The sequence below is a fragment of the Cohaesibacter marisflavi genome (assembly GCF_900115225.1).
In the GTDB taxonomy this organism is placed as follows: Bacteria; Pseudomonadota; Alphaproteobacteria; order Rhizobiales; family Cohaesibacteraceae; genus Cohaesibacter; species Cohaesibacter marisflavi.
The window spans coordinates 1-21,260 of the sequence record NZ_FOVR01000007.1 but is presented as its reverse complement, the minus strand read 5'-3'; the positions used below and the strand labels follow the sequence as shown (position 1 = coordinate 21,260).

General features: G+C 53.1%; 19 protein-coding genes and 1 rRNA gene. 7 read left to right on the top strand and 13 right to left on the bottom strand.

Annotated elements, in window-relative coordinates:
* Positions 1-101 precede the first annotated feature (101 nt).
* From BM258_RS13690 to arsH, 3 genes are read left to right on the top strand one after another with little or no spacing between them, the layout of a single operon-like run.
* Positions 102-479 carry an ArsR/SmtB family transcription factor gene (locus BM258_RS13690; RefSeq protein WP_090073200.1) on the top strand — a complete coding sequence of 126 codons (378 nt, stop codon included), beginning with the start codon at positions 102-104 and terminating at the stop codon, positions 477-479.
* Entirely contained in the window at positions 479-886 is a 408-nt protein-coding gene (gene arsC / locus BM258_RS13685) for an arsenate reductase (glutaredoxin) (protein WP_090073199.1), read from the top strand. The genes BM258_RS13690 and arsC overlap by 1 nt, the downstream gene beginning before the upstream one ends.
* Before the next feature lie 10 nt (positions 887-896).
* On the top strand, positions 897-1,646 hold the full coding sequence (arsH, locus tag BM258_RS13680; protein ID WP_090073197.1) for an arsenical resistance protein ArsH: 750 nt from the start codon (positions 897-899) through the stop codon (positions 1,644-1,646).
* A gap of 114 nt (positions 1,647-1,760) precedes the next feature.
* Here arsH and BM258_RS13675 read toward each other — a convergent pair whose 3' ends face one another.
* The 3 genes from BM258_RS13675 to BM258_RS13665 all read right to left on the bottom strand — a co-directional run bounded on the left by BM258_RS13675 (position 1,761) and on the right by BM258_RS13665 (position 5,217).
* Positions 1,761-3,347 (bottom strand): TRAP transporter large permease, encoded by a 1,587-nt coding sequence (locus BM258_RS13675; RefSeq protein ID WP_090073195.1) that lies wholly within the window; start codon positions 3,345-3,347, stop codon positions 1,761-1,763.
* Positions 3,347-3,883 carry a TRAP transporter small permease subunit gene (locus BM258_RS13670; RefSeq protein ID WP_090073192.1) on the bottom strand — a complete coding sequence of 179 codons (537 nt, stop codon included), beginning with the start codon at positions 3,881-3,883 and terminating at the stop codon, positions 3,347-3,349. Before BM258_RS13670 ends, BM258_RS13675 begins: the two co-directional genes overlap by 1 nt.
* Positions 3,884-4,128: 245 nt before the next feature.
* Positions 4,129-5,217, bottom strand: a complete 1,089-nt coding sequence (locus BM258_RS13665; RefSeq protein ID WP_090073191.1) for a TRAP transporter substrate-binding protein — start codon at positions 5,215-5,217, stop codon at positions 4,129-4,131.
* A 263-nt stretch (positions 5,218-5,480) separates the two neighbouring features.
* Here BM258_RS13665 and BM258_RS13660 point away from each other — a divergent pair, with 263 nt between their 5' ends.
* Positions 5,481-6,770, top strand: coding sequence for a cache domain-containing protein (locus BM258_RS13660; protein WP_175528069.1), 1,290 nt, complete (start codon positions 5,481-5,483; stop codon positions 6,768-6,770).
* Positions 6,771-6,916: 146 nt separating this feature from the next.
* Positions 6,917-7,579 (top strand): response regulator transcription factor, encoded by a 663-nt coding sequence (locus BM258_RS13655; protein WP_090073188.1) that lies wholly within the window; start codon positions 6,917-6,919, stop codon positions 7,577-7,579.
* A 50-nt stretch (positions 7,580-7,629) separates the two neighbouring features.
* On the opposite strand, the gene BM258_RS13650 is transcribed toward BM258_RS13655, so the two are convergent.
* From BM258_RS13650 to BM258_RS13635, 4 genes are all read right to left on the bottom strand, one after another.
* Positions 7,630-8,703 carry a nickel/cobalt transporter gene (locus tag BM258_RS13650; protein WP_090073186.1) on the bottom strand — a complete coding sequence of 358 codons (1,074 nt, stop codon included), beginning with the start codon at positions 8,701-8,703 and terminating at the stop codon, positions 7,630-7,632.
* Positions 8,694-9,359, bottom strand: coding sequence for a DUF1007 family protein (locus tag BM258_RS13645; RefSeq protein WP_175528068.1), 666 nt, complete (start codon positions 9,357-9,359; stop codon positions 8,694-8,696). Before BM258_RS13645 ends, BM258_RS13650 begins: the two co-directional genes overlap by 10 nt.
* Positions 9,360-9,577: 218 nt before the next feature.
* Complete coding sequence (locus tag BM258_RS13640; protein ID WP_090073182.1) at positions 9,578-11,821, bottom strand: heavy metal translocating P-type ATPase; 2,244 nt, start codon at positions 11,819-11,821, stop codon at positions 9,578-9,580.
* 72 nt (positions 11,822-11,893) lie between these two features.
* Complete coding sequence (locus BM258_RS13635; RefSeq protein WP_210186751.1) at positions 11,894-12,679, bottom strand: creatininase family protein; 786 nt, start codon at positions 12,677-12,679, stop codon at positions 11,894-11,896.
* A gap of 153 nt (positions 12,680-12,832) precedes the next feature.
* Here BM258_RS13635 and BM258_RS13630 point away from each other — a divergent pair, with 153 nt between their 5' ends.
* Complete coding sequence (locus BM258_RS13630; protein ID WP_090073178.1) at positions 12,833-14,011, top strand: pyridoxal phosphate-dependent aminotransferase; 1,179 nt, start codon at positions 12,833-12,835, stop codon at positions 14,009-14,011.
* Between the two features lie 109 nt (positions 14,012-14,120).
* Here BM258_RS13630 and BM258_RS24950 read toward each other — a convergent pair whose 3' ends face one another.
* Complete coding sequence (locus BM258_RS24950) at positions 14,121-14,255, bottom strand: hypothetical protein (RefSeq protein ID WP_280141771.1); 135 nt, start codon at positions 14,253-14,255, stop codon at positions 14,121-14,123.
* A gap of 112 nt (positions 14,256-14,367) precedes the next feature.
* Here BM258_RS24950 and BM258_RS13620 point away from each other — a divergent pair, with 112 nt between their 5' ends.
* Positions 14,368-15,303, top strand: a complete 936-nt coding sequence (locus tag BM258_RS13620; RefSeq protein ID WP_090073174.1) for a LysR family transcriptional regulator — start codon at positions 14,368-14,370, stop codon at positions 15,301-15,303.
* A gap of 70 nt (positions 15,304-15,373) precedes the next feature.
* On the opposite strand, the gene BM258_RS13615 is transcribed toward BM258_RS13620, so the two are convergent.
* The 5 genes from BM258_RS13615 to rrf form a co-directional block, all read right to left on the bottom strand.
* A complete protein-coding gene (locus BM258_RS13615) occupies positions 15,374-16,654 on the bottom strand; it encodes a uracil-xanthine permease family protein (protein WP_090073172.1) in 1,281 nt (426 codons plus the stop codon).
* 342 nt (positions 16,655-16,996) lie between these two features.
* The gene (gene fghA / locus BM258_RS13610) at positions 16,997-17,830 is read right to left on the bottom strand and encodes an S-formylglutathione hydrolase (protein WP_090073170.1); all 834 of its coding nucleotides are present in this window, start codon (positions 17,828-17,830) and stop codon (positions 16,997-16,999) included.
* A 123-nt stretch (positions 17,831-17,953) separates the two neighbouring features.
* Complete coding sequence (locus tag BM258_RS13605) at positions 17,954-18,736, bottom strand: hypothetical protein (protein WP_090073168.1); 783 nt, start codon at positions 18,734-18,736, stop codon at positions 17,954-17,956.
* A gap of 320 nt (positions 18,737-19,056) precedes the next feature.
* Positions 19,057-20,415, bottom strand: a complete 1,359-nt coding sequence (locus BM258_RS13600) for a short-chain fatty acid transporter (RefSeq protein WP_090073166.1) — start codon at positions 20,413-20,415, stop codon at positions 19,057-19,059.
* Positions 20,416-20,967: 552 nt separating this feature from the next.
* Positions 20,968-21,082, bottom strand: a 5S ribosomal RNA gene (gene rrf, locus BM258_RS13595).
* Positions 21,083-21,260: the final 178 nt, after the last annotated feature.

Here is a 21,260-nt window from a genome sequence, read left to right as displayed (position 1 = left end):
TCCCGCCACCAAGCGGATGCAAGCAACAAATCATTATGTCGCCCACACCGATAGACCCGGTCATTCTTGACAGATTAAATTATATCAAATATTCATGAAATATGGATACTAATGAAGCAACGGTTGCATTTTCGGCTCTAAGCCAGCCCACAAGGCTCGACGTTTTCCGCCTGCTCATCAAGGCGGGTGCTGACGGCCTTTTGTCCGGAGAGATGGGACAGATGCTTGACGTCAAGCAGAACACCATGTCGACAAATCTCAACATTCTGCTCAGGGCGGGCCTGATCCGCAACGAGCGGGAGGGACGATCCGTGCGCTATTTTGCTGACATGGAAGGCATTGGCGCGCTCGTCAGCTTCTTGCTTGAAGACTGCTGCGGAGGCAATGCCGAACAATGCGCACCGATTATCGAAGCAACCTGTAGCCTCGGCTGCACCCCAATTCCATCTAGAACCAGTGAATTGAGCGAACCATTTTGATGAGCATCACCATTTATCACAATCCTGCCTGCGGCACATCACGCAACACCCTTGAGATGATCCGCAAAGCCGGTATCGAGCCGACCATCATTGAATATCTCAAAACGCCACCGACACGCGACGAATTGGTTGCGCTGCTCGATGCCATGCCCATCACGGCCAGAGACCTTTTGCGCCAGAAGGGTACACCCTATGATGAACTGGGGCTGGCTGATCCAGAGCTCACTGACGATGATCTGATTGATGCCATGATGGACCATCCGATCCTCATCAACAGACCAATCGTCATCAGCGATAAGGGAGTCAATCTGTGCCGCCCGTCAGAAAAGGTCATGGAGCTTCTTCCCACTGATATCGGCAGCTTCACCAAGGAAGATGGTGAAGTGGTAACGTCCGATAAGAGCTAGACGAACCGTCATGGATATCACGACAGACAAGCCCTTCGGCATCGCACTTGATGCACAGGATCACCTTGCCGATCCTGCGCTTTTGCATGCCATAGACCACAGCTATCTGGCCAGCCCGAGTGACGATGGCCACCCGCCTCGCATTCTGCTACTCTATGGCTCCCTGCGCAAACGCTCCTTCTCGCGTCTCGTTGCCTATGAGGCAGCCCGACTGCTCACGGCACTTGGCGCGGAATGCCGCCTGTTTGACCCCTCAGGGCTCCCCCTGCCCGATGATGCCGATGCAAGCCACCCCAAGGTGCAGGAATTGCGAGACCTCTCATCCTGGGCCGAAGGTATGGTCTGGGTTTCACCAGAGCGCCACGGTGCCATGACAGGCATCATGAAGGCGCAGATCGACTGGATTCCCCTATCGCTGGGTGCAGTGCGCCCGACACAGGGCAAGACCCTTGCACTGATGCAGGTGGAAGGCGGCTCCCAAAGCTTCAATGCCGTCAACCAGATGCGGCTTCTAGGGCGCTGGATGCGAATGATCACCATCCCGAACCAATCCTCCATAGCCAAGGCCTTTACCGAATTTGGCGAGGATGATCGCATCAAGCCATCGCCCTACTACAACCGCATCATCGATGTCTGCGAAGAGCTGATGAAATTCACATGGATGACCCGCAGTCGTTCCGACTATCTGGTTGACCGATATTCAGAACGGGTCGAAACCGGCCAACAGCTGATCGACCGGGTCAATATGAAGAAGATTTGATCTGACGAACGCATAAACAGCCCAATGCGCAGCAACATATAGTCATGTCCATGAAAAAGGCCCGCCGGATTCATCCAGCGGGCCTTTTTATGCATTCTCGTCAGTGACGTCCGATCATCGATAGATCAGATGCGGCAACCATGTAGTCAATTCCGGGAAGTACCACAGGATCAACAGGGCGAACGCCTGAATGAAGACGAACGGAATGATACCGCGATAAATCTGGCCCGTGCGCACGGAGGCAGGCGCCACACCGCGCAAATAGAACAGCGCAAAGCCGAATGGTGGCGTCAGGAAGGAGGTCTGCAAGTTGACCGCCATCATGATACCCAACCAGATCGGGCTCATGGTATCGCCATTTGGCATTTCCATCTGCAGCAACACAGGCGCAACCATCGGCACAACCACAAACACGATTTCAAGAAAATCGAGGAAGAAGCCGAGGAAGAACATCAGCAGCATAACCGCAATCATAGCCCCCACAGCGCCTCCCGGCATGCTGGCCAGGGCTTCCTGAATCATCTCTTCGCCGCCAAGTCCTCGGAACACCAGCGAGAAGAGCGAAGCACCGATCAGAATGAGAAACACCATGGTTGTCACCTCAGTGGTGCCTTCCATGACGGTTCTCAGAACACCGTTCTTATAGGTCCGGATCAGCGCGGTCAGCATACCCCAGCCCAAAAGCAATACGCAGATCGCGGCCACGATAATGGCCGCCAGATCCATTGGCTCGATATGATCCCGTGCAATGCGCAGATCCATGAATTCTGACAGGAACAGAGCAACAACAAGGCCAACTGCGGCAGCAATGATGCTCTTGCCGCGTTTTTCATCCAAACGGTAGCCAGCGAGCAAAATGGCACCCACGGCACCAACAGCGGCCGCTTCGGTTGGCGTGGCAACACCACCCAAAATGGAGCCGAGAACAGCAAGAATCAGGATGAGTGGTGGCAGCAGCGCGTGGAAAACTTCCGTTACAGTCACTTTCTCACGTTCTTCTTTCGGGATAGAAGGCGCAACACTCGGCTTCACCGTCGCAATGACGATCTGATAGATGATATAGAAACCAACCAGCATCAAGCCCGGTATCAATGCACCAGCAAAAAGGTCGCCCACCGAAATCGGATCCGGCGAGAAAATACCCATATCCAGCTGCGCTTTCTGATAGGCGTTGGAGAGCTGGTCGCCCAGAATGACGAGCACGATAGATGGCGGAATGATCTGCCCCAAGGTACCGGCAGCGGCGATCGAGCCACAGGCCAGTTCAGCAGAATAACCACGCTTGAGCATGCTCGGCAGAGACAAGAGCCCCATGGTGACAACCGTCGCACCGACAATACCGGTAGACGCTGCCAGCAGGGCCCCCACGATGGACACGGCAATACCGAGACCACCATTGACCGACCCGAGCATGCGCCCCATCGTATCGAGCAATTCTTCAGCAACCTTCGAGCGCTCCAGAACAACGCCCATAAAGACGAACAGAGGAACAGCCACGAGGGTCTCGTTGGTCATGGTGCCGAAAATACGCTGCGGCAGGGCCGACAGGAACGACATTTCAAAGGCACCAAAGCCCCAACCGATCAGAGCAAAGATAAGAGCAACGCCAGCAAGGCTGAAAGCCACCGGAAAGCCGAGCATGAGCACGACACAAGCCGCAGCGAACATCATCAGGTCAAGAGAATGCGCAATCGCTTCCATCAGCCTTCTCCCATCTGCTGCAAGCGCTGCAATTCAATCTCATCACCCTGAAGGGCACACCATGATCTCATGAACATCACAAAGCCCTGCAGGGCCATCTGTATAGCGAACACGATGATGGCACTCTTAAGCAGGAAGCGCGCCTGAATACCGGATGTTTCGGCACTGCCTTCCAGAATCGCCCAACTATTATAGACATAATCCCAGGAGACAAAGACGAGCAGAACACAGACAGGAACAAGCAGAACAACTGCGCCAAACATATTGATCTTGGCCTTCGTGCGCGGATGCGCTTCACGATAGAAGATATCCACGCGCACATGGCCGTCTCTGGAAAGAGTGAAGGCCGAAGCCTGCATGAAAAGAAAAGCGTGTACGTATACAATCAGTTCCTGGGCCCAGATGGAGCCAACACCAAAGATGTAGCGCATCAACACGACAACAAACTGTATTAGAACAACGATAAGAGCGAACCAGGCAAGTCCTTTGCCCGTCGCTACATTGACCCGATCAATCAGGTCTGCCAGAGCGCGCATCGTTTAACTCCTGTCCACGACCGAAAACAAACAATAAGACAAAAGCAAACAAACCCATTTTGTTCGCTCAAAGGGAGGTCGGAACTTTTGTTGTTTGGCATACACAACCCGGTCGAGCGCTTCAACCCGGATGTGAAGGTCTTATGTGTGAGAACCTGAAAATGTTGAAATAAACCAGAACAAATTTCAGGCATAAAGATGCTCCCCCCAAATCTGGGGAGAGCGGAGCAAGCATTTCAGAAGCTTTAGCCAAGAACGCGGTCACGACCATCCAGGAACGGACGCTCGGTAATACGCATCCAGTCGCCAACATTCTTGCGGGCAGCCAGATAGCTTTCATAAATACGACCGGACAATTCGTCCTGAGCGCCGAATTCAGCAACCACTTCTTCGCAAACCTTACCGATGGCGTCAAAAACGTCATCCGGGAACTTCTTGAGTACGACGCCATGCTTGTTGACCAACTGCTCCAGAGCAGCACCGTTATGAGCGTTGTATTCAGAAGACAGCAGGTTGTTTTCTGCGATGCAGGCAGTTCTCAACATGGCCTGATCAGCTTTCGAGAAGTCGTTGAAGACATCCAGGTTCACACCAACGGAGATACCGCCACTTGGCTCATGGAAGCCAGGATAGTAGTAGAATTTGGTGGTCTTGTAGAAGCCCAGAGCCAGATCGTTCCAAGGGCCAACAAATTCGGTCGCATCGATTGCGCCGGACTGCAGAGCCTGGAAGATTTCGCCACCCGGCAGGGAAACAGCGGATGCACCCAGACGGCGAAGCACTTCACCCCCCATGCCCGGCATACGCATTTTCAGGCCCTTGATATCGTCAAGAGACTTGATTTCCTTGTTGAACCAGCCACCCATCTGAGCGCCGGTGTTGCCAGCAGGGAAGGATTTGACATTGAATGATGCTGCCAGTTCGTCCCAGAGTTCCTGACCGCCCTGATGATGAATCCAGGCGTCAAACTCGGTTGCCGTCATGCCCATTGGCACGGTGGTAAAGAAAGCCAGAGACTTGCTTTTGCCCACGAAGTTATATTCGGATGCGTGATACATGTCGGCGGTGCCGGTCATCACGGCATCATAGGCTTCAAAAGCAGGAACCAATTCGCCAGCACTATAGACTTTCACGGTCAGGCGGCCATCGGTCATGGCGGTGATGTTATCAGCCAAACGCTGAGCACCGGTGCCAAGGCCGGGGAAGTTTTTCGGCCAGCTCGTGACCATTTTCAAAGTGCGCTTACCCTGAGCGTAAGCTGGAGCTGCGAGCGTGCTTGCAGCGGCGCCGCCAGACACGAGGCTGGCTTTTTTCAAGAAATCGCGACGATCCATTTAGGATTCCTCCTTGAGCTGTTTTCTAATTTTCAGACTGCCTTAGCCAATTTTGTTCGAATATGTAAAAAACGAAAAGCTGCGATGATAGCATCAGAAAGCCAGATACTGTATCACTATGCAAGACAACAGTCCGGGGTCGGAACATGAGCAAGAAACAACCACAAAACTGCCCGAATGCCAACGGAAAATTAGCATTTAAGCTCAAAATTTTGCTGATTGCTATCTTGCCTATCATTTTGGTGTCAGGACTGACAGGATGGATGATCCACACTGAGGCAAATCGCCTCATCTCAAAAGAAGTCGAGTTGGTTGAGAACCGAATCCTTGAGGTTCGTCGCCAGGAGCTGAAAAACTATACCTCACTCGCCCTGACCGCCATTCGCCATGAATATGCAAACAACGGCGAGGAGACGCCACAAGCCCGAGAGGCCGTACGCCAGATATTGCACAATCTCAATTACGGACAAGACGGCTACTTTTTCGCCTATGACCGTGCCGGCACCAATCTGGTCAATGCCCCCAACCCGGATCTTCTGGGTCAAAATCTCTGGTACAAGCGCGACGATCAAGGACGTTTTTTTCTTCAGGAACTGATGAAAAGAGCCGTCGATGGTGGCGGCTACTACACTTTCAAATGGCCCAAACCATCAACGGGAATGGACACCCTCAAGCTGGGCTACGCAACTTTTCTGCCGGACTGGGGCTGGATGATCGGAACCGGGTCCTACCTTGACGACATCAAGCAGGAAATTTCGGTTTTGAACAAAGATATGCGCGCGACGGCACGCCATACGGAAATCACATTCCTGATCATGTCCTTGCTGATTATAGGCATCACAGCCCTTTCCATCGCCGCACTGCATTTCAACGAACACAAACTAGCAGATGAAAAGCTCAAGGCTTTAACGCAACGCATCATCGATGTGCAGGAAGAGGAACGCAAGCGCGTATCAAATGACCTGCATGATGGTCTCAACCAGCTCTTGGTCAGCATCCGACACAGGCTTGAGCTGGCCGTGGAGCAGATATCAAAACCTGCAGTGGCTCAACCACTCATGGAAAAGAGTCTGGCAATTCTGGATACGTCGATTGCCGATGTGCGCCGCATCTCAAAAGCACTGCACCCTTCGGCTCTGGCCAATATCGGCCTAAGCGAAGCAATCAGGGAATTGGGACAGGATTTTGAAGACAGCACGCTGATCAAGACAAATGTCATAGCAACCCGCGTTGATTATCTGCTGCCTGAAGCGGCCAAGATAGCCTTGTTCAGAATAACCCAGGAAGCTCTCACCAATGTTGTCCGTCACACGGATGCCAAGCGGTTACAAATCTTCCTCTGCATTGAAGAAAGAACAAAAGGAAAAAAGACCATCACACTGTCGATTGAAGACGATGGTACGAGCTTCACGGACCCCAGTTCACTGACCACAGATTCCGGCCTTGGCCTGCGCAACATGGTCGAGAGGGTTGAAAGTCATGGTGGTGCCCTTACATTTGCAAAAGGAGAGTTGGGTGGATTAAAAATCACAATCAAGATACCACAAGCTTAAGAACCATACCTTAAATGACTCATTAAGTACAAATCAGAACATTGTGTGCTTTCAATTGCCACAATGTGACTATATCCTAACGGAGAAACAAACCAAGGCTGGAATCACTCCCGTTTTACAAAGCATCTCCCAACAGCGTTCGAAAAATGAAAGAAAAAATTCGTATAGTCATCGCCGATGACCATGCTCTGGTTAGAGACGGCATTCGCGCACGTCTAGAGCTTGAAGAGACTATCGAAATCGTCGCTGAGGCCGAAGATGGTTTTCAGGCGATCGAGAAAGCACGGGATTTTCAACCAGACATCCTGATGCTCGACATCTCCATGCCCAACTGCAACGGCTTGGAAGCGGCGGAGCAGATCCATATCGTATCGCCAGACAGTCGCATTCTGTTCCTGTCGATGCATGACAATCCCGAATACGTGCGTGCCGCTGTCAAATCAGGCGCCTCGGGTTTCCTGCTCAAGGATATTGGCGCCAGCGACATGGTGAAAGCGATCGAGACCATTTCGCAAGGGGGCTATTATTTTTCCAAGAATATCTCCGTTGACGCCCTCAAGCCTGCGAAAGAAAAGCCCGAGAACCCCTTCAACCTGACAGAGAGAGAAATTGAGGTACTCAGGGGCATCGCCTTGGGCAAGGCCAACAAGGAGATCGCCGGTGACCTTGGCATCGGCGTCAGAACCGTCGAAAGCCACAGACAGCGCATGCGTGAAAAGCTCGGCGGAGGCAATGCGGCTCAATTGACGCACATGGCCATGGAACTTGGCTTGGTCGACAAATCAACATCAAGCACACTTGCACCCTGACTGTTCGCCCCCCCCCACACCGGGGCGATAGGTTTGACGCCTCTATGTCGCTAAAGCAGATTGGCAAGCAGCAGAATGCCACCAAACATCAACACGATGACACCGGCGAGAAACAGAATGATCACGCCGAACCAGTCCAGAGCTTTGCTGGGAAGCCCCCTGTTGGCGAGCACCTGCGAAAATGATCTCGCATAAACCGCGATCAGAGCCAGTGCAGCCACCGTCAATCCCGTGCCAAGCCCCATCGCGTAAGCAGAGAGCACCCCGGCCCAGAAAACTTTCTGCGACAAGGCAAAGACCAGAACGATCAACGCGCCTGAGCAAGGGCGCAGCCCCATGGAAATGACTGCCAGCGCCATGCCGCGCACACCTTTGGCCTGCTCTATCACCTCCAGCGGAGCCGCATGACTGTGGCCACAGCCACATGCCTCATCATGATGATGGTCATGGTGGTGGTGGTGATGGTGGTCATGGTCATGATGATCAACATGATGCGCAACGGCAGGCTCATTACCTTTCAAACGCCCCCATTCATGACTCGCCGAACGCATCGCCCGCAGGATAAGCCAGCCTCCCAATATGACGAACATGGCGTAAGAGGCCAATTCAAGCAATTGGGCTGTCTGGGTGATCACGATGGAGGTGAGATTGAGCAGAACCGCAGCGATGCCGATCAACAGAACAGCGACGCTGGCCTGCACCATTGCCGCCACCAAAGCCAGAATTGCCCCCTTGCGCGCCGAGGCTCCGCTGGCAAACAAATAGGTTGTCAGAACCACCTTGCCATGTCCCGGACCAGCAGCATGAAAAAGCCCATAGGCCATGGAAAGCCCGAGCAGCAAAAACAAGGCGGGCCAACTCGTGCGCACCAGCTTCACCGCATCCTTGAGTGCCATATAGAAATCAGACTGCCGCGCCAAAATCCAGCGCTGGATATCGGCCCATAAGCCAGAGGTTGCCATAGGACCAGTCGTATCCGGCAAGGCCACTCCGAATGGCGACGGCGTTGCATGAGCAGCGAGGGGCATTGCCACCCACAGAAAGGCCGCGCTCAGCATAACAAGGGCAAAGCCAGCAAACAGCGTGCCGACAGAAGGCCTGAACGGCCCGAGACTTAATCGCATTTCAAATATACCTGATTGGCCATGGCGACCGTAAACTGCATCAGATCGGAAGGAATAGCGCGCTGATCAGCCGGGATCGCCGCCAGCTGGCTGGCCACATCATCATCCAGCCCCTTGGGGCGCTCGACACGGGCATGACAATTGGCGGGAGCATTCAAAAGTTTGGCAGGGCTTTTGTCGGCAAAGGTAAAGTCGACGAAGAAACTGGGATCATAGACGTCGAGAACGGCTTCCTGATGGGTGTCGACATCTGCAACCACCGGCAATGTGAAGTGCAACACAAGCTGATCACCGGAAACAGACAACCAATAATCATAAGGGTCACCGAAGGCCGTCTCGCCGGTATCAGGAGCCCCCTTTTGGTACAGCTCTGAGAAATAGCCATACTCGGACAAGGATTCCACATTCACTTGTGCCAACGGCTGCAGCTCTTCACGCGAAAGCACACCATCATCATTTTCATCCAGCCCCTGGCTCGCAAAGGCGCTGAAGGCTTCATCAAAGGTCCAGCGGTGATTGATCGCCGTGATCTTTTGCCCGTCCATAACCAGCTCACTCTGAACAGAGACCCAAACATGGGGATGCGCCTGAGCAGTAGTATAAAGGCCACATGACACCACAAGAGCGGCTGGGAGAAACCAAAGGCGGAAAGGCATGAAAGACATCCTCAGTGATCACGGGTTGGGTGGTCCAGAGCAGGTATCTGTACCGCAGAAATGATTCAGCATTGAGGGTATTAAATCGCGACTAAGACAGGAAGATGGCAAATTGACCATAGCCAGTCAGATCTACTCGATCACAAAGGCAACAAAATACCAAAAAAGCAGTCCTTTTCAGAACTGCTTTTTTGTTTCCAGAATCCCTACCCTTCAGATCACGCTTTCCAGCGCCTTAGCAACAGGGCGTTGGAGACCACCGACACCGAGCTGAAGGCCATGGCAGCACCCGCAATCGCCGGATTGAGCAACCCCAAGGCGGCCAGCGGAATACCGATGACGTTATAGACAAAGGCCCAGAACAGATTCTGCCAGATCTTGCGATAGGTATGGCGCGCGATTTCAAAGGCAGCGCCAACCAATCCGACATCCTCGCGCATTAGCGTAATGGCCGCCGCGCCGATGGCCACATCTGTGCCCGACCCCATAGCGATGCCAACATCGGCCTGAGCCAGTGCCGGAGCATCGTTAAGACCATCCCCGACCATGGCAACCACATGCCCCTCTTGTTGCAGGTCAGTCAGATAATCAAGCTTCTGCTTGGGCGTTACGCCGCCTTTGACATCATCAAGGCCAAGCGCCTCACCTACCCGACGCACCGTTTCGGGTGCATCGCCAGAGAGCAAAACCGTTTTCAAGCCACGCGCCTTCAGCGCCTTTATCGCCCCTCTTGATTCAGCGCGCACTTCATCGCGGAACCCGAGCAGAGCAACCAGTGCTCCATCCATGGCGACCGCCGAGACCGATAGCCCCTCCTGTTCCATCCCGGCAAAAGCATCTTCGGAGGCGGCAAGATCAACGCCATTCCGGTCCAGAAAGGCGCGCGTTCCGATCAGAACGGTTTTCCCGTCAATTGTTCCTTCAACGCCTTCGCCCACATGGGCCGTCACACCTCTTGCCTGCGGCATACGGGCGCCTCTTTCCTTGGCGGCATCAACGCAGGCCTTGGCCAACGGATGCTCACTGCCCGATTGCACGGCGGCAACTGCCCCCACAAGCTCGGCTTCATCATTGGATGCACCAAGCATATTGATGCCCACCAGACTTGGCTTGCCCTCAGTCAGCGTTCCGGTTTTGTCAAACACCACATGAGTCACCTTGCCGGCCACTTCGAGCACATCGATATCGCGGATCAACACACCATTTTTGGCAGCCGCTCCCGTTCCGGCGACCAGCGCCGTCGGCGTCGCCAGACCAAGCGCACAGGGGCAGGCGATCACGAGAACAGATACGGCAGCCACAACCGCCGCCTCAAAGCCACCGCCCATGGCGAGCCAGACGATGAAGGTGAGCAGCGCCAGCCCGATCACGATCGGGACGAACACGGCCGAAATCCGGTCCGCCAGATTCTGCATCTTGGCCTTGCCGGTCTGAGCCTGATCGACCAGACGAATGATGCGCGCCAGCACCGTATCATCGCCAAGCGCGACCACATCCAGCACCACGGCCCCCTCACCATTCACCGCGCCGGAGATGACCTTCTCGCCTTCTTCGTGCAACACCGGCTCGCTTTCGCCAGAAAGCAGGGCTTCGTCAAATTCGCTACGGCCTTCAAGGATCAGTCCATCAACGGGAACCACCTCACCGGGCAACACACGCACGTGATCTCCTGTTTTGACCTGTTCAATCGGCACCATCTGATCACCGGCTCCGTCACCAGACACCAGACGTGCCTCACGCGGACGCAACCCCATGAGCGCCCGCAAAGCATCGGCAGCGCTGCGCCGGGCTCGCCCTTCAAGCCATTTGCCAAAAACGATCAGCGTCAGGATAGCCGCCGAGGCTTCAAAATAGAGATGCCCGACCGCGTTTTCACCAAGCGCAAAAATCTGATAAAGCGAGAAGAGAAAGGCCGAACTGGTGCCCATGGCGACCAGCACATCCATATTGGCAGCACCGCTGGAAAGCGCGCTGGCCGCACCACGATAAAAGCGCGCCCCGACAACCACCTGCACGACAGCCGCCAACACAAACTGCACAAATGGCGGCATGTGCCAGGCTGCGCCAAACCAGTGAGCAACCATGGGTGCGACGAGCGGCAACGTGAGAAGGGCGGAGAAAAGGAAAAGATAGAAAGAGTGCCGTTCTTCCCGTTCGCGCCCTTCATCCACCTGTTCGGCCTGAGCCTGCCGTTCAGACAGGCTGCCTTGGCGGAGGCTGGCCCCGAAGCCGGTTTTCTCGATCATCGCCTTGATGTCATCGGCGCTCTGGCCTCCACTCACAGAGACATCGGCGCGTTCCAGCGCCAGATTCACATGCGCCTCAATGCCGGGCTTGGCGTTCAACACCCGCTCGACACGGGCCGAACAGGCAGCACAATGCATGCCGCTAACATCAAAAACAAGCGTATCGGACGCCGCTTGCGCAGCATCCCTTGGGGAAGAAAGAACCGTTTCAGACATGAGTATCAAGACCAGCTTTTAACAGGAATTTTAAAGTCAAGAATACATATAGGGGTTCCAGTAACAGGAAGGTCAAGAGCTGAAAGGCGCCACTTTCACAACCTCTCTGGCATAGGAAACAAACTGCCCTGCAATATACTCTATGAGTTTTCTGCCCTTCTCAGCGTTTGCCCGAGCAGCATCACCCACAACGCCGGCTTCGTTCAGATCCGTCACCATCCAGCCCAACTGCTTGCGCCCATAAAAACGCAGATGCTCGTTGCCTTCTGCCATCTCTTGCTGGCGCGATGGAAACACCCCGGCCTCATCAAGGCAAACCAGATCAGGCCGCAAGGCCAGCATCATGGAGGTTTCCACATCGCCACCATGAATGCCATAGGCGATCTCGTCCGGCTCGAACAGCCCTTCCGGATAGCCCAGCCGCAGCCAGTTGGTAGCCGAAGCCACCATGCCATGATGCACGCGCAGATCCTGAATGAGAATATCCATCAAAGGCACATTGCCGCCGTGGCTGTTGATGATGATGAGCCGCTTGACACCGGCCCTTTTCACGGAAAGGCAAATGTCCGTCCAGAGCGGGAGCAGATGCTTCCAGTTCGACGTCAGGGTACCAGCCCCATCCAGATGCTCCTCGGACCAGCCTACCTGTTGCACGGGCAGGAATATGATCGGCAGATCATCAGGCTTTTCCGCTAGAACCGCTTCGATATAGCCCTCAGCCAAAATAGCATCCGTACCGGTAGGCAAATGCGGACCATGCTGTTCAATCGCCGCAATGGGAAGCACGGCCACCGCATCAGCCAGCGCAGGATCGGCGAAATCATCGCGCCCCATCTCACTCCACATAGCTTTGATCATGGTTGGCTCCCTTAATCGTCAAACTGATTTGGTCCTGCCCAAGTTAGCGGCTTGCTTGCGCAAAGACCAGTATCTCAACAGACTTTACGCGCCTTTGCCCAGCCCCTATCCTGTTGCCAACCATAAAGCAATTCAGCCTCGGAGAGAGACCCAATGCTCCACCCCGTCGACAATTTCCTCAATCTCGGTGACGAAAATGCCTTTGCCGTGCTCGCTCGCGCCAATCAGTTGGCAGCCGAGGGCAAAGACATCATCAATCTCGGCATCGGGCAACCGGATTTCAAAACCCCCGACCATATTGTCGAAGCCGCCATTGAGGCGTTGAGGGCCGGAGAGCACGGCTATACCCCCGCCGTTGGCATTCCACGCCTCAGAGAGGTGGTGGCAGGAGATCTCAAGGCCCACCATGGCGCTAATATTTCGCCAGACCGCATCATGATCATGCCCGGCGGCAAGGTCACCATGTATATGGCCATCACGCTATTCGGAAAACCCGGCGTTGATATTCTCTATCCCGATCCGGGCTTTCCCATCTATCGCTCGATGATCGAATTCACCGGCGCCCGGCCCATTCCAGTACCGTTGCGCGAGGAAAACGGCTTTGCTTTCTCGGCCGATGAGTTGCTGTCTCTGATCACCAAGGATACCCGCCTCATCATCGTCAACAGCCCGTCCAACCCGACGGGCGGCGTTACGCCAAAAGGCGAGATCGACAAACTGGTCAAGGGCCTCGCCGATTGGCCGGAGGTGGCCATCATGTCCGATGAAATCTATTCACGCATGACCTTTGACGGCCTCGAACACCAGAGCCTCTCCTCCTATCCTGAACTGGAAGACAGGCTGATCCTGCTCAATGGCTGGTCCAAGACCTATGCCATGACAGGGTGGCGGTTGGGCTTCTCGGTCTGGCCTGAAAGCCTTTATGATCATGTCCGCAAGCTGGCAGTGAATTCCTATTCCTGCGTCAACTCCGCCGCCCAGTTCGCAGGCATCGCCGCCATAACCGGCCCTCAGGACGCAGCCGACGCGATGATGGTTGAGTTCGACACGCGCCGCAAAGCCGTGGTCGCAGCGCTCAATGAGCTGCCCAATGTCTCCTGCGTCATGCCCAAAGGAGCCTTTTATGCCTTCCCGAATGTGACGCAAACAGGCTTCAAGGCAAAGGAGCTGTCTTCGCGTCTACTCGAAGAAGCAGGTGTCGCCACCATTGGCGGGCCGGACTTTGGCGTTTATGGCGAAGGCTATATCCGGCTTTCCTATGCCAACAGCCTTGAAAATATTCTCAAGGCCGTGGAGCGCATGGGCGCCTTTCTGGAAAAGAACCGCCCCTGAATTGCTGTGAGAAAACAAAAATCTGGCCAAACCGACGCTCCGTGAGCAGGCGGTTTGGCCAGATTTTTTTCAACGTCAGCAATCAACGCAGGAGCGACAAAACCCGCGTTTAAAAATAGAGCCCCTTGATCAAATCGCGCATAGCTTCGCAATCGGGAAGCTGATCCGCCTTTGGTCGCCGCTTCGCCGCGCGGGCCTTGCCAAACCAATTAATGCCGAATTTCGTGCCAATCCAGACAAGCATGAAGACCTCCTGTATCTGTTGGACCCTCTTCCTTTTACGCCCTTGCCAATCAAAAATAATCCAATAATATCCTATCTTGTTATTCATTTTTGAATAGCGAGGAGCAAGCAATATGGATTTTGACTGGAACGCCATCCGAAGCTTTTTGCGTGTTGCGAAAACGGGAACCCTCAGCGCAGCCGCCGCCGATCTGGGGCTCTCGCAGCCAACGGTGGGGAGGCATATCTCTCGCCTTGAGGACAATTTGGGCCTCCGCCTGTTCGACCATAATCAGCAGGGTTTTGAATTGACCCAGGCCGGCGAGCAATTGCTCGAAGCTGCCAACAATATGGCCCTGTCTGCGGCAGACCTGCAGCGCCGCGCCAGTGCAGCCAATCCGGCCCGGGAATCCGTTCGCCTGACGATCGAGGTGCGGCCATGGTCCCTGCGGCTAGCATCAAGACATATCGAGCGCCTGACACCGTCCATGCCTCATACGGAAGACACGCCGCCCGTCAATTTCACCTTTCTGTCTCAGGATGAATATCTCAGCATATCGCGCCTTGAAGCAGACCTTGCCATTCGAAACAAGGTGCCCAAACAGGGCAATCTCATCTCGGTCAAGCTGGGCTATCTCACCTATCGTATTTTCGGCTCGCAGGACTATTGCAAGACCCATCCCGACGCCTTCGATCCCGCCAGTTGGCAACAACAGAATTGGGTCGGCTTTGGCCACACCCGCCCCCATTCCAGTTCAAACAAGGCAATTGCCTCAATCCTTGAAGGGAAATCTCCGCGCTTTATCGCCAACCAGCAGGAAGGCCTCATCGACATGATCAAGAAGGGCAATGCCATGGGTATCCTTCCAGCCTGGATTGGCCATGAGGAAGGCTTTGTTCAAGTGAGCGATACGATTTATCACCCGCAGGAAGCCTGGCTTGTCTACCATCCGGACCTTAAGGCCCACCCGGTCAAGCGCCATGTAAAAGACCGGCTTCAGGCCTTGGTTTCAGAAACCTTGGCCCGCTTTTATAACGAAACCGACAAGGCAAACCATGTGGGATGCTGACAAGCAAAAAGGCCGCATCGTCCGACGCGGCCTTTTGTGTTCGTTTTAGAGCAAGGGGAGCGGGCCCCTTTTATTCAGCCGCTTCAACCTTGGCTTCTTCAGATCTCTGCTTTGGCAGAATCAGGTTGAGTAGAATGGCCACGATTGCGCAGAGGCCAATGCCCTTGATCGCAAAATCGCCGATACCGACTTCCAATCCGCCAATGCCGATCACCAGAACAACAGAAGCAATGATCAGGTTGCGGGCTTCGGTTAGCTCATCCCCGACCTTGAGAAGCGTCGAAACGCCAACCACGGCGATGGCACCAAACAGGATCACCTCAATGCCGCCCATGACAGGCACCGGAATGGTCGCCAGAACAGCGCCAAGCGTCCCGGAGAAAGACAGCACAACAGCCCAGATTGCAGCGAATGTCATGATGGCTGGATTGAAAGCCTTGGTCAGGGCAACAGCGCCGGTCACTTCCGAATAGGTGGTGTTCGGCGGTCCACCAAACAAGGCAGCCAGACTGGTGGCCAGACCATCACCAAGTAACGTGTTCTTGAGGCCAGGTTTGGTGAAGAAGTCTTTCTTGGCGACACCGGAAATTGCCGCAATATCGCCGATATGCTCAATCGCCGGAGCGATGGCAACAGGCAGAATGAACAGAATGGCTTCCAGATTGAACTCCGGGAAGACGAACGGCGGAACGGCCACGACAGGAGCGGCAGAAATGGCAGAAAAGTCCACCACGCCGAACATTACGCTAACCGCATAGCCAGACAGGATACCAGACAGGATCGGCACCAGCTTGAACATGCCTTTGCCCAGCAGAGTGATAAGCACCGTTACACTTACCGATACCAGCGCGATGATGACAGACTGATCAAAGGGCACCAACTGTACCGCCCCATCGCTTGTCTTGCCCTGCGCCATATTAAGCGCAATAGGAGCAAGCGAAAGCCCGATGACCATAATGACCGGACCAATCACGATGGGCGGCAACACCCTGTCAATGATCTTTTGTCCCTTCCAGCGCACGAGGAAAGACAGCGCCACATACACCAAGCCGGCTGCAAACAGGCCCGACATCGTGGCTGGAACGCCCCATTGCTCGGTGCCGTAAATAATCGGCGCGATGAAGGCAAAGGACGAAGCCAGAAAGACCGGTACAGAACGCTTTGTGACAAGTTGGAAAACCAGCGTGCCAGCCCCTGCAGTAAACAGTGCAACCGACGAACTCAGACCGGTTAGGAGTGGAACCAGAACCAACGACCCAAATGCCACGAACAGCATTTGCGCACCCAACAGCACTTGGCGACCAAGACCCTCTTGGGCCTGATTGCCAACCGAAGTAGACTCTTCGGACATTATTATCTCCCTCGGAGCCTTTTCAAATAGCCTTGCGACAAATGAACGGCTCGTTCTACCCATATGCCCCAAAAGCAAAGGCCTCACACCTCGCAGCATACGGTCGACCAGCCGCAGATGATCCAGCCCATGATGACAGCTGGTCCATGTTGAAATCAGGATATATGGATCGAGAATCACATGTGCCTGATTCTGATCGTCAAAGGGGAGAAAAAAATTAGCAATTCGTTAGGAATCTGCTCCCGCTTGAGGATAACCCGCAAAATGTGCGTAGTTCCCCTCAGGCAGGCAGTCTCAGCATCGCGTCAGGATTGCAACAACGACGAGCGCACTCGGCCCGGATCACTCGAGGCGCTTCGCGTGCCATTCGATATGATCGGCCATGAAACTGGCGATGAAATGATAATAATGATCATAGCCACCATGAAGCCGCATGGTCAGATCGACATTTGCCAGGCGGCAGGCTTTTTCAAAAGCCCATGGCTTCAGTTGGTCTTCCAGATATTCATCGGCCAGCCCTTGATCGATGAGGATCTGCCCTTCCCAGCCTAGTTTGGCGATCAGCGCGCAGGCATCGTGATCGTCCCAATGGGCTTCTTCTTCGCCCAAATAAGCCTCAAAGGCTTTGCGTCCCCAAAGGCCAGAAACCGGATTGGAGATCGGTGCCAGCGCAGAAACCGAGTGAAACAGTGTCGGATGACGCAAGGCCAGCGTCAAGGCGCCGTGTCCGCCCATGGAATGGCCGGTTATGCCCATTGCATCTTCATCCACCGGCAAGGCCCCCATTAGAAGCTTGGGCAATTCAGATGTCAGATAGGTCTCCATCTTGAAATGGTCCGACCAAGGCTCTTCTGTTGCATCAAGATAGAAGCTGGCAGATTGTCCCAGATCATAGGCATCATCATCAGCAACATTATCGCCCCGCGGACTGGTGTCCGGCGCAACAAAGATAAGCCCATGCTTGGCCGCATGCATTTGTGGCAAGCCTTGGGTTACCACTTCTTCCCAGCTACAGGTCAGCCCCGACAGATAGAAGAGAGTTGGACACACGAAACCCTCCAACGCTTCACGCGGCAGGAACACCGAGAATTCCATCTCGGTTCCAGTGACCTTGGACTGGTGCCGATAGAGCCGCTGCTCTCCACCAAATGCTTTGGCCTTTGAAATCAGTTTCATAACGGACCTTCCTTTGCACAGCAGATGAAAGAGGACATGCTAAATACTGCGGCTGTCGGTTTCATGACAGGCCAAGGCCCAGCAACCACTGACAGCGCAGAATTAGCAAAGGCGAGATTTCACTTATTTATGCGGCTTGCCAAGCAGCTTGAGACGTCCTGCTATCGCAGCATCACACCGACCATTGGTCCGACGCAAAACAACCTCTTGAGCGAAATTCACATGCTGCCCGATCGGGCCGCCTGCAAAGGATGCAGTACCGGTTGGCAAAACTTGCAAGACCGCATAATCGCCGCCTGCATCAGTAAAGAGCGCATAAGGCGCGCCATTCACAACCAGGCCAACCTGTCCTGTGCGGATGGGGCGCAGTTCAACAGCCTGCTTTTGACCATCAAAATTCAGCTCCGCTTCACTCAATTTAACCCGTTTCTTCTTATCTGTCGCCACAACCCAGTTGCCAAGCAGATCTTGCAGCTCGGTATCAACGGCCAGACAGGAGTCATTGGCATTGGGTACACTTAGACGCGTGGCTTCGCCCTGCTCGATGATCGCCCCCTTGGCACTCACCCGATAGGTCATATGTGTATCATCGACACGGGCTACATCGACCAAGGCAGCCGAAACGCCATTGACGCCAACATTGCGCGCCAGAAAGCGATATTGCTGCCCAGGAACAGAACCCTTTGCCATATAGAGCCACGTGTTGGGCAATTTGCCGTCAAAGATAAGCCAGTCGCTCATGACCAAAGGCCGAACGGTCTTGCCGTCATTCAGCTCCCACACGCCGGTGAAAAAAGGCGTATCACTTGCCGCCAGAACGGGACCGGAGAAAACCGCAGGAACCAACAATGCAGCAGCACCAACCTGAGCCAGTTTGGCAGCCTTTTTTACGAAAAACAAACTCATAGCTTCTCCCTCTTCCCATCGAAGCGTTCAACAAACACGCAATGTAACAACTTAACCAAAAGTGTCTTCTGCTTTTGCTATTTTCGCAATGCTCCGTTTGGGTCCCGTTAAAAAATCATCTGCTTTATGGCAATACTACGCCAAAATCCACGAAAAATTGAGTCAGTTCTTCACCGCTCGCATAGATATCGGCCAGGATACGAGCAAAAGACACCTTATGGGAAAGCCTCTTCAGAATCAGCCAAAACTATAAAACAACCTAAAAGGGCTCCCGAAAACCAATTCGAGAGCCCTATCGATCGTATGTTGAGGGTGCTCTTCTATAAAATCATCGGAAACAAAATCAGTCCGATTGTGGATGTTATGAACCAGATAAACCAAATAAAGGCCATAAAGCCCCAAACCTTCTTCAGCTCGATATCAACCAGCGCCAATGCCGGAATGATGTAGAGCGGCTGAATGAGGTTGGTTGCTTCATCCCCCATCATGAAAGCCGTTACGATAGATGGCATATGTGCATCAAACGCCTGGGCAGCTTCAACCAGAATTGGCCCCTGCACAATCCACTGACCGCCCTGAGACGGTACGAACAGGTTCACAATCGAAGCGGAAACATAGGAGAACCAATAAATGGTGTGTTCACTGGCAAGAAAAATGAGGCCATTGGCGAGAACCCCCGTCAGGCCGGTCTTTGCCATGACCCCCATGATGCCACCATAAAAGGGGAACTGGATCATAACGTTAGCTGCCAGCACCATATTATGTTTGACGGCATCAACAAACTTTTTCGGTGTCTTATAGAGAATAAGATCGGCAATCAGGAAGATAAAGATGATGAAGTTAAGCGTCAGGCCATTGCCTGTCATGAAATGGTAGATGAAATAGACGATTCCTATGAGCGAAAAGACACCCAGCACCAACCGGCTGTTATTCATTTTATCCGCGAAAGTTTCATTCGCTTCATCTTTTCCCTCTACCTGCAGGTTGATTTCACCATCAAAAGAAACAACCTCATCCTCCGGTGGAGTTGTCTTGATAGTAACCATCAAAGTCACAACAAACAGGATAGCAACCATGATCAAGCCAAGCGGGTTGAACGCGGTTTCACTCACAGGCATCACGCCCACCTGATCGACCATAAAGTGGTCAGGAGAAGCTAGCAGAGCTACAGCCGAAATGCTTGGACAAATCGGTTGAACCATGATCATGCAGGCATATCCAGCCGCGATCATCAGAGGGAAATGCACCTTCTTGATATTCTTGGACAGATACATCGCCAATACAGGCGATAGAATGGTTCCGAACGCCCAGTTGATCCAACTGGCGACCGTTGCAAATATAATCAAGATGACATAAGCGCTGGCAGCCGATTTCGGGGTACTGGCGATAGAAGAAAGAATCTTTTCCAACTGCGGCGATTTAGCCGCCATGCTGGTCAAAACGACCATGATCGTCATTTGAAAAGCAAACGAGATCATAGACCAGAGACCACCGTACCAGGCGTTTACGATCTTCATCGGACCAGAGTCAGTCAGGAAAAAGGCAAGTACGAAAACAATAGCAGTCAGGATAAGAGCGAAAACAAAGGATTCCGGGATCAACTTATCTGCTGCAAAATTGAATTTTTTCGAAAAGCGCCACAAAAAGGATCCGTGATCCGTACTTTTGGCGTGCTCCATAAAGTTCCTCCCTTTATGATTAACCACAATGCGATGCACTTTGTAGATTTCAGTCCACAAGCGCGGCAAGATACTGATAATCTTACTCTTTATAGTCGCCCGATCTAAGAGGAGGTCATTAGAATGCCCACATTATAATGCAATTTAATCGCATTACGATACAAATAAATACTAGATAATATATTTCAGAACACAATCAGGTTCTTATGTAAATTTAATTTCACCAATTAAATCAATAATTTAACTATTCAAAACGATGTTCCAATGTCCTTAGACACGCCATTTTACAAAGCACAACGCTGCCCACTTTCAGGCCCTAATTTGTCTAATATTGTCTTAATATATAAATTAAGAAATATATTCTGTTTCAAAAACCGCTAGTTTCTTAATTCATTGAAATCAATTAGAACGATTTTTTGAAATTTAGGAAAATCGGAGAATTACGGACGTCGCACCACTTTAGTGCTAGCATATATATATATATTGTCCATATACGCAAAAACCCCCCGGCTTATGGAGCACGGGGGGTTTTTGAATGTTTGTTATTAGCAGGCCCGGCAGCGACCTACTCTCCCACGTCTTAAGACGGAGTACCATTGGCGCAGAGGATATTAACGGCCGAGTTCGGGATGGGATCGGGTTTGGTGTCCTCGCCATAACCACCGGGCCGGCGAATAACAAACAGAGAAGCTGGTTGAGCTACCGGCGTTTTGCTAGAGCAAAAAGCGCCTATCGCTTAGTTTTAGCACTTTTGCGGAGCAAAAGTAGCCTTGAATGAATATAGACAAATGAGAGTAATCAAGCCTATCGAGCTATTAGTATCAGTAAGCTTCGCACGTTACCGC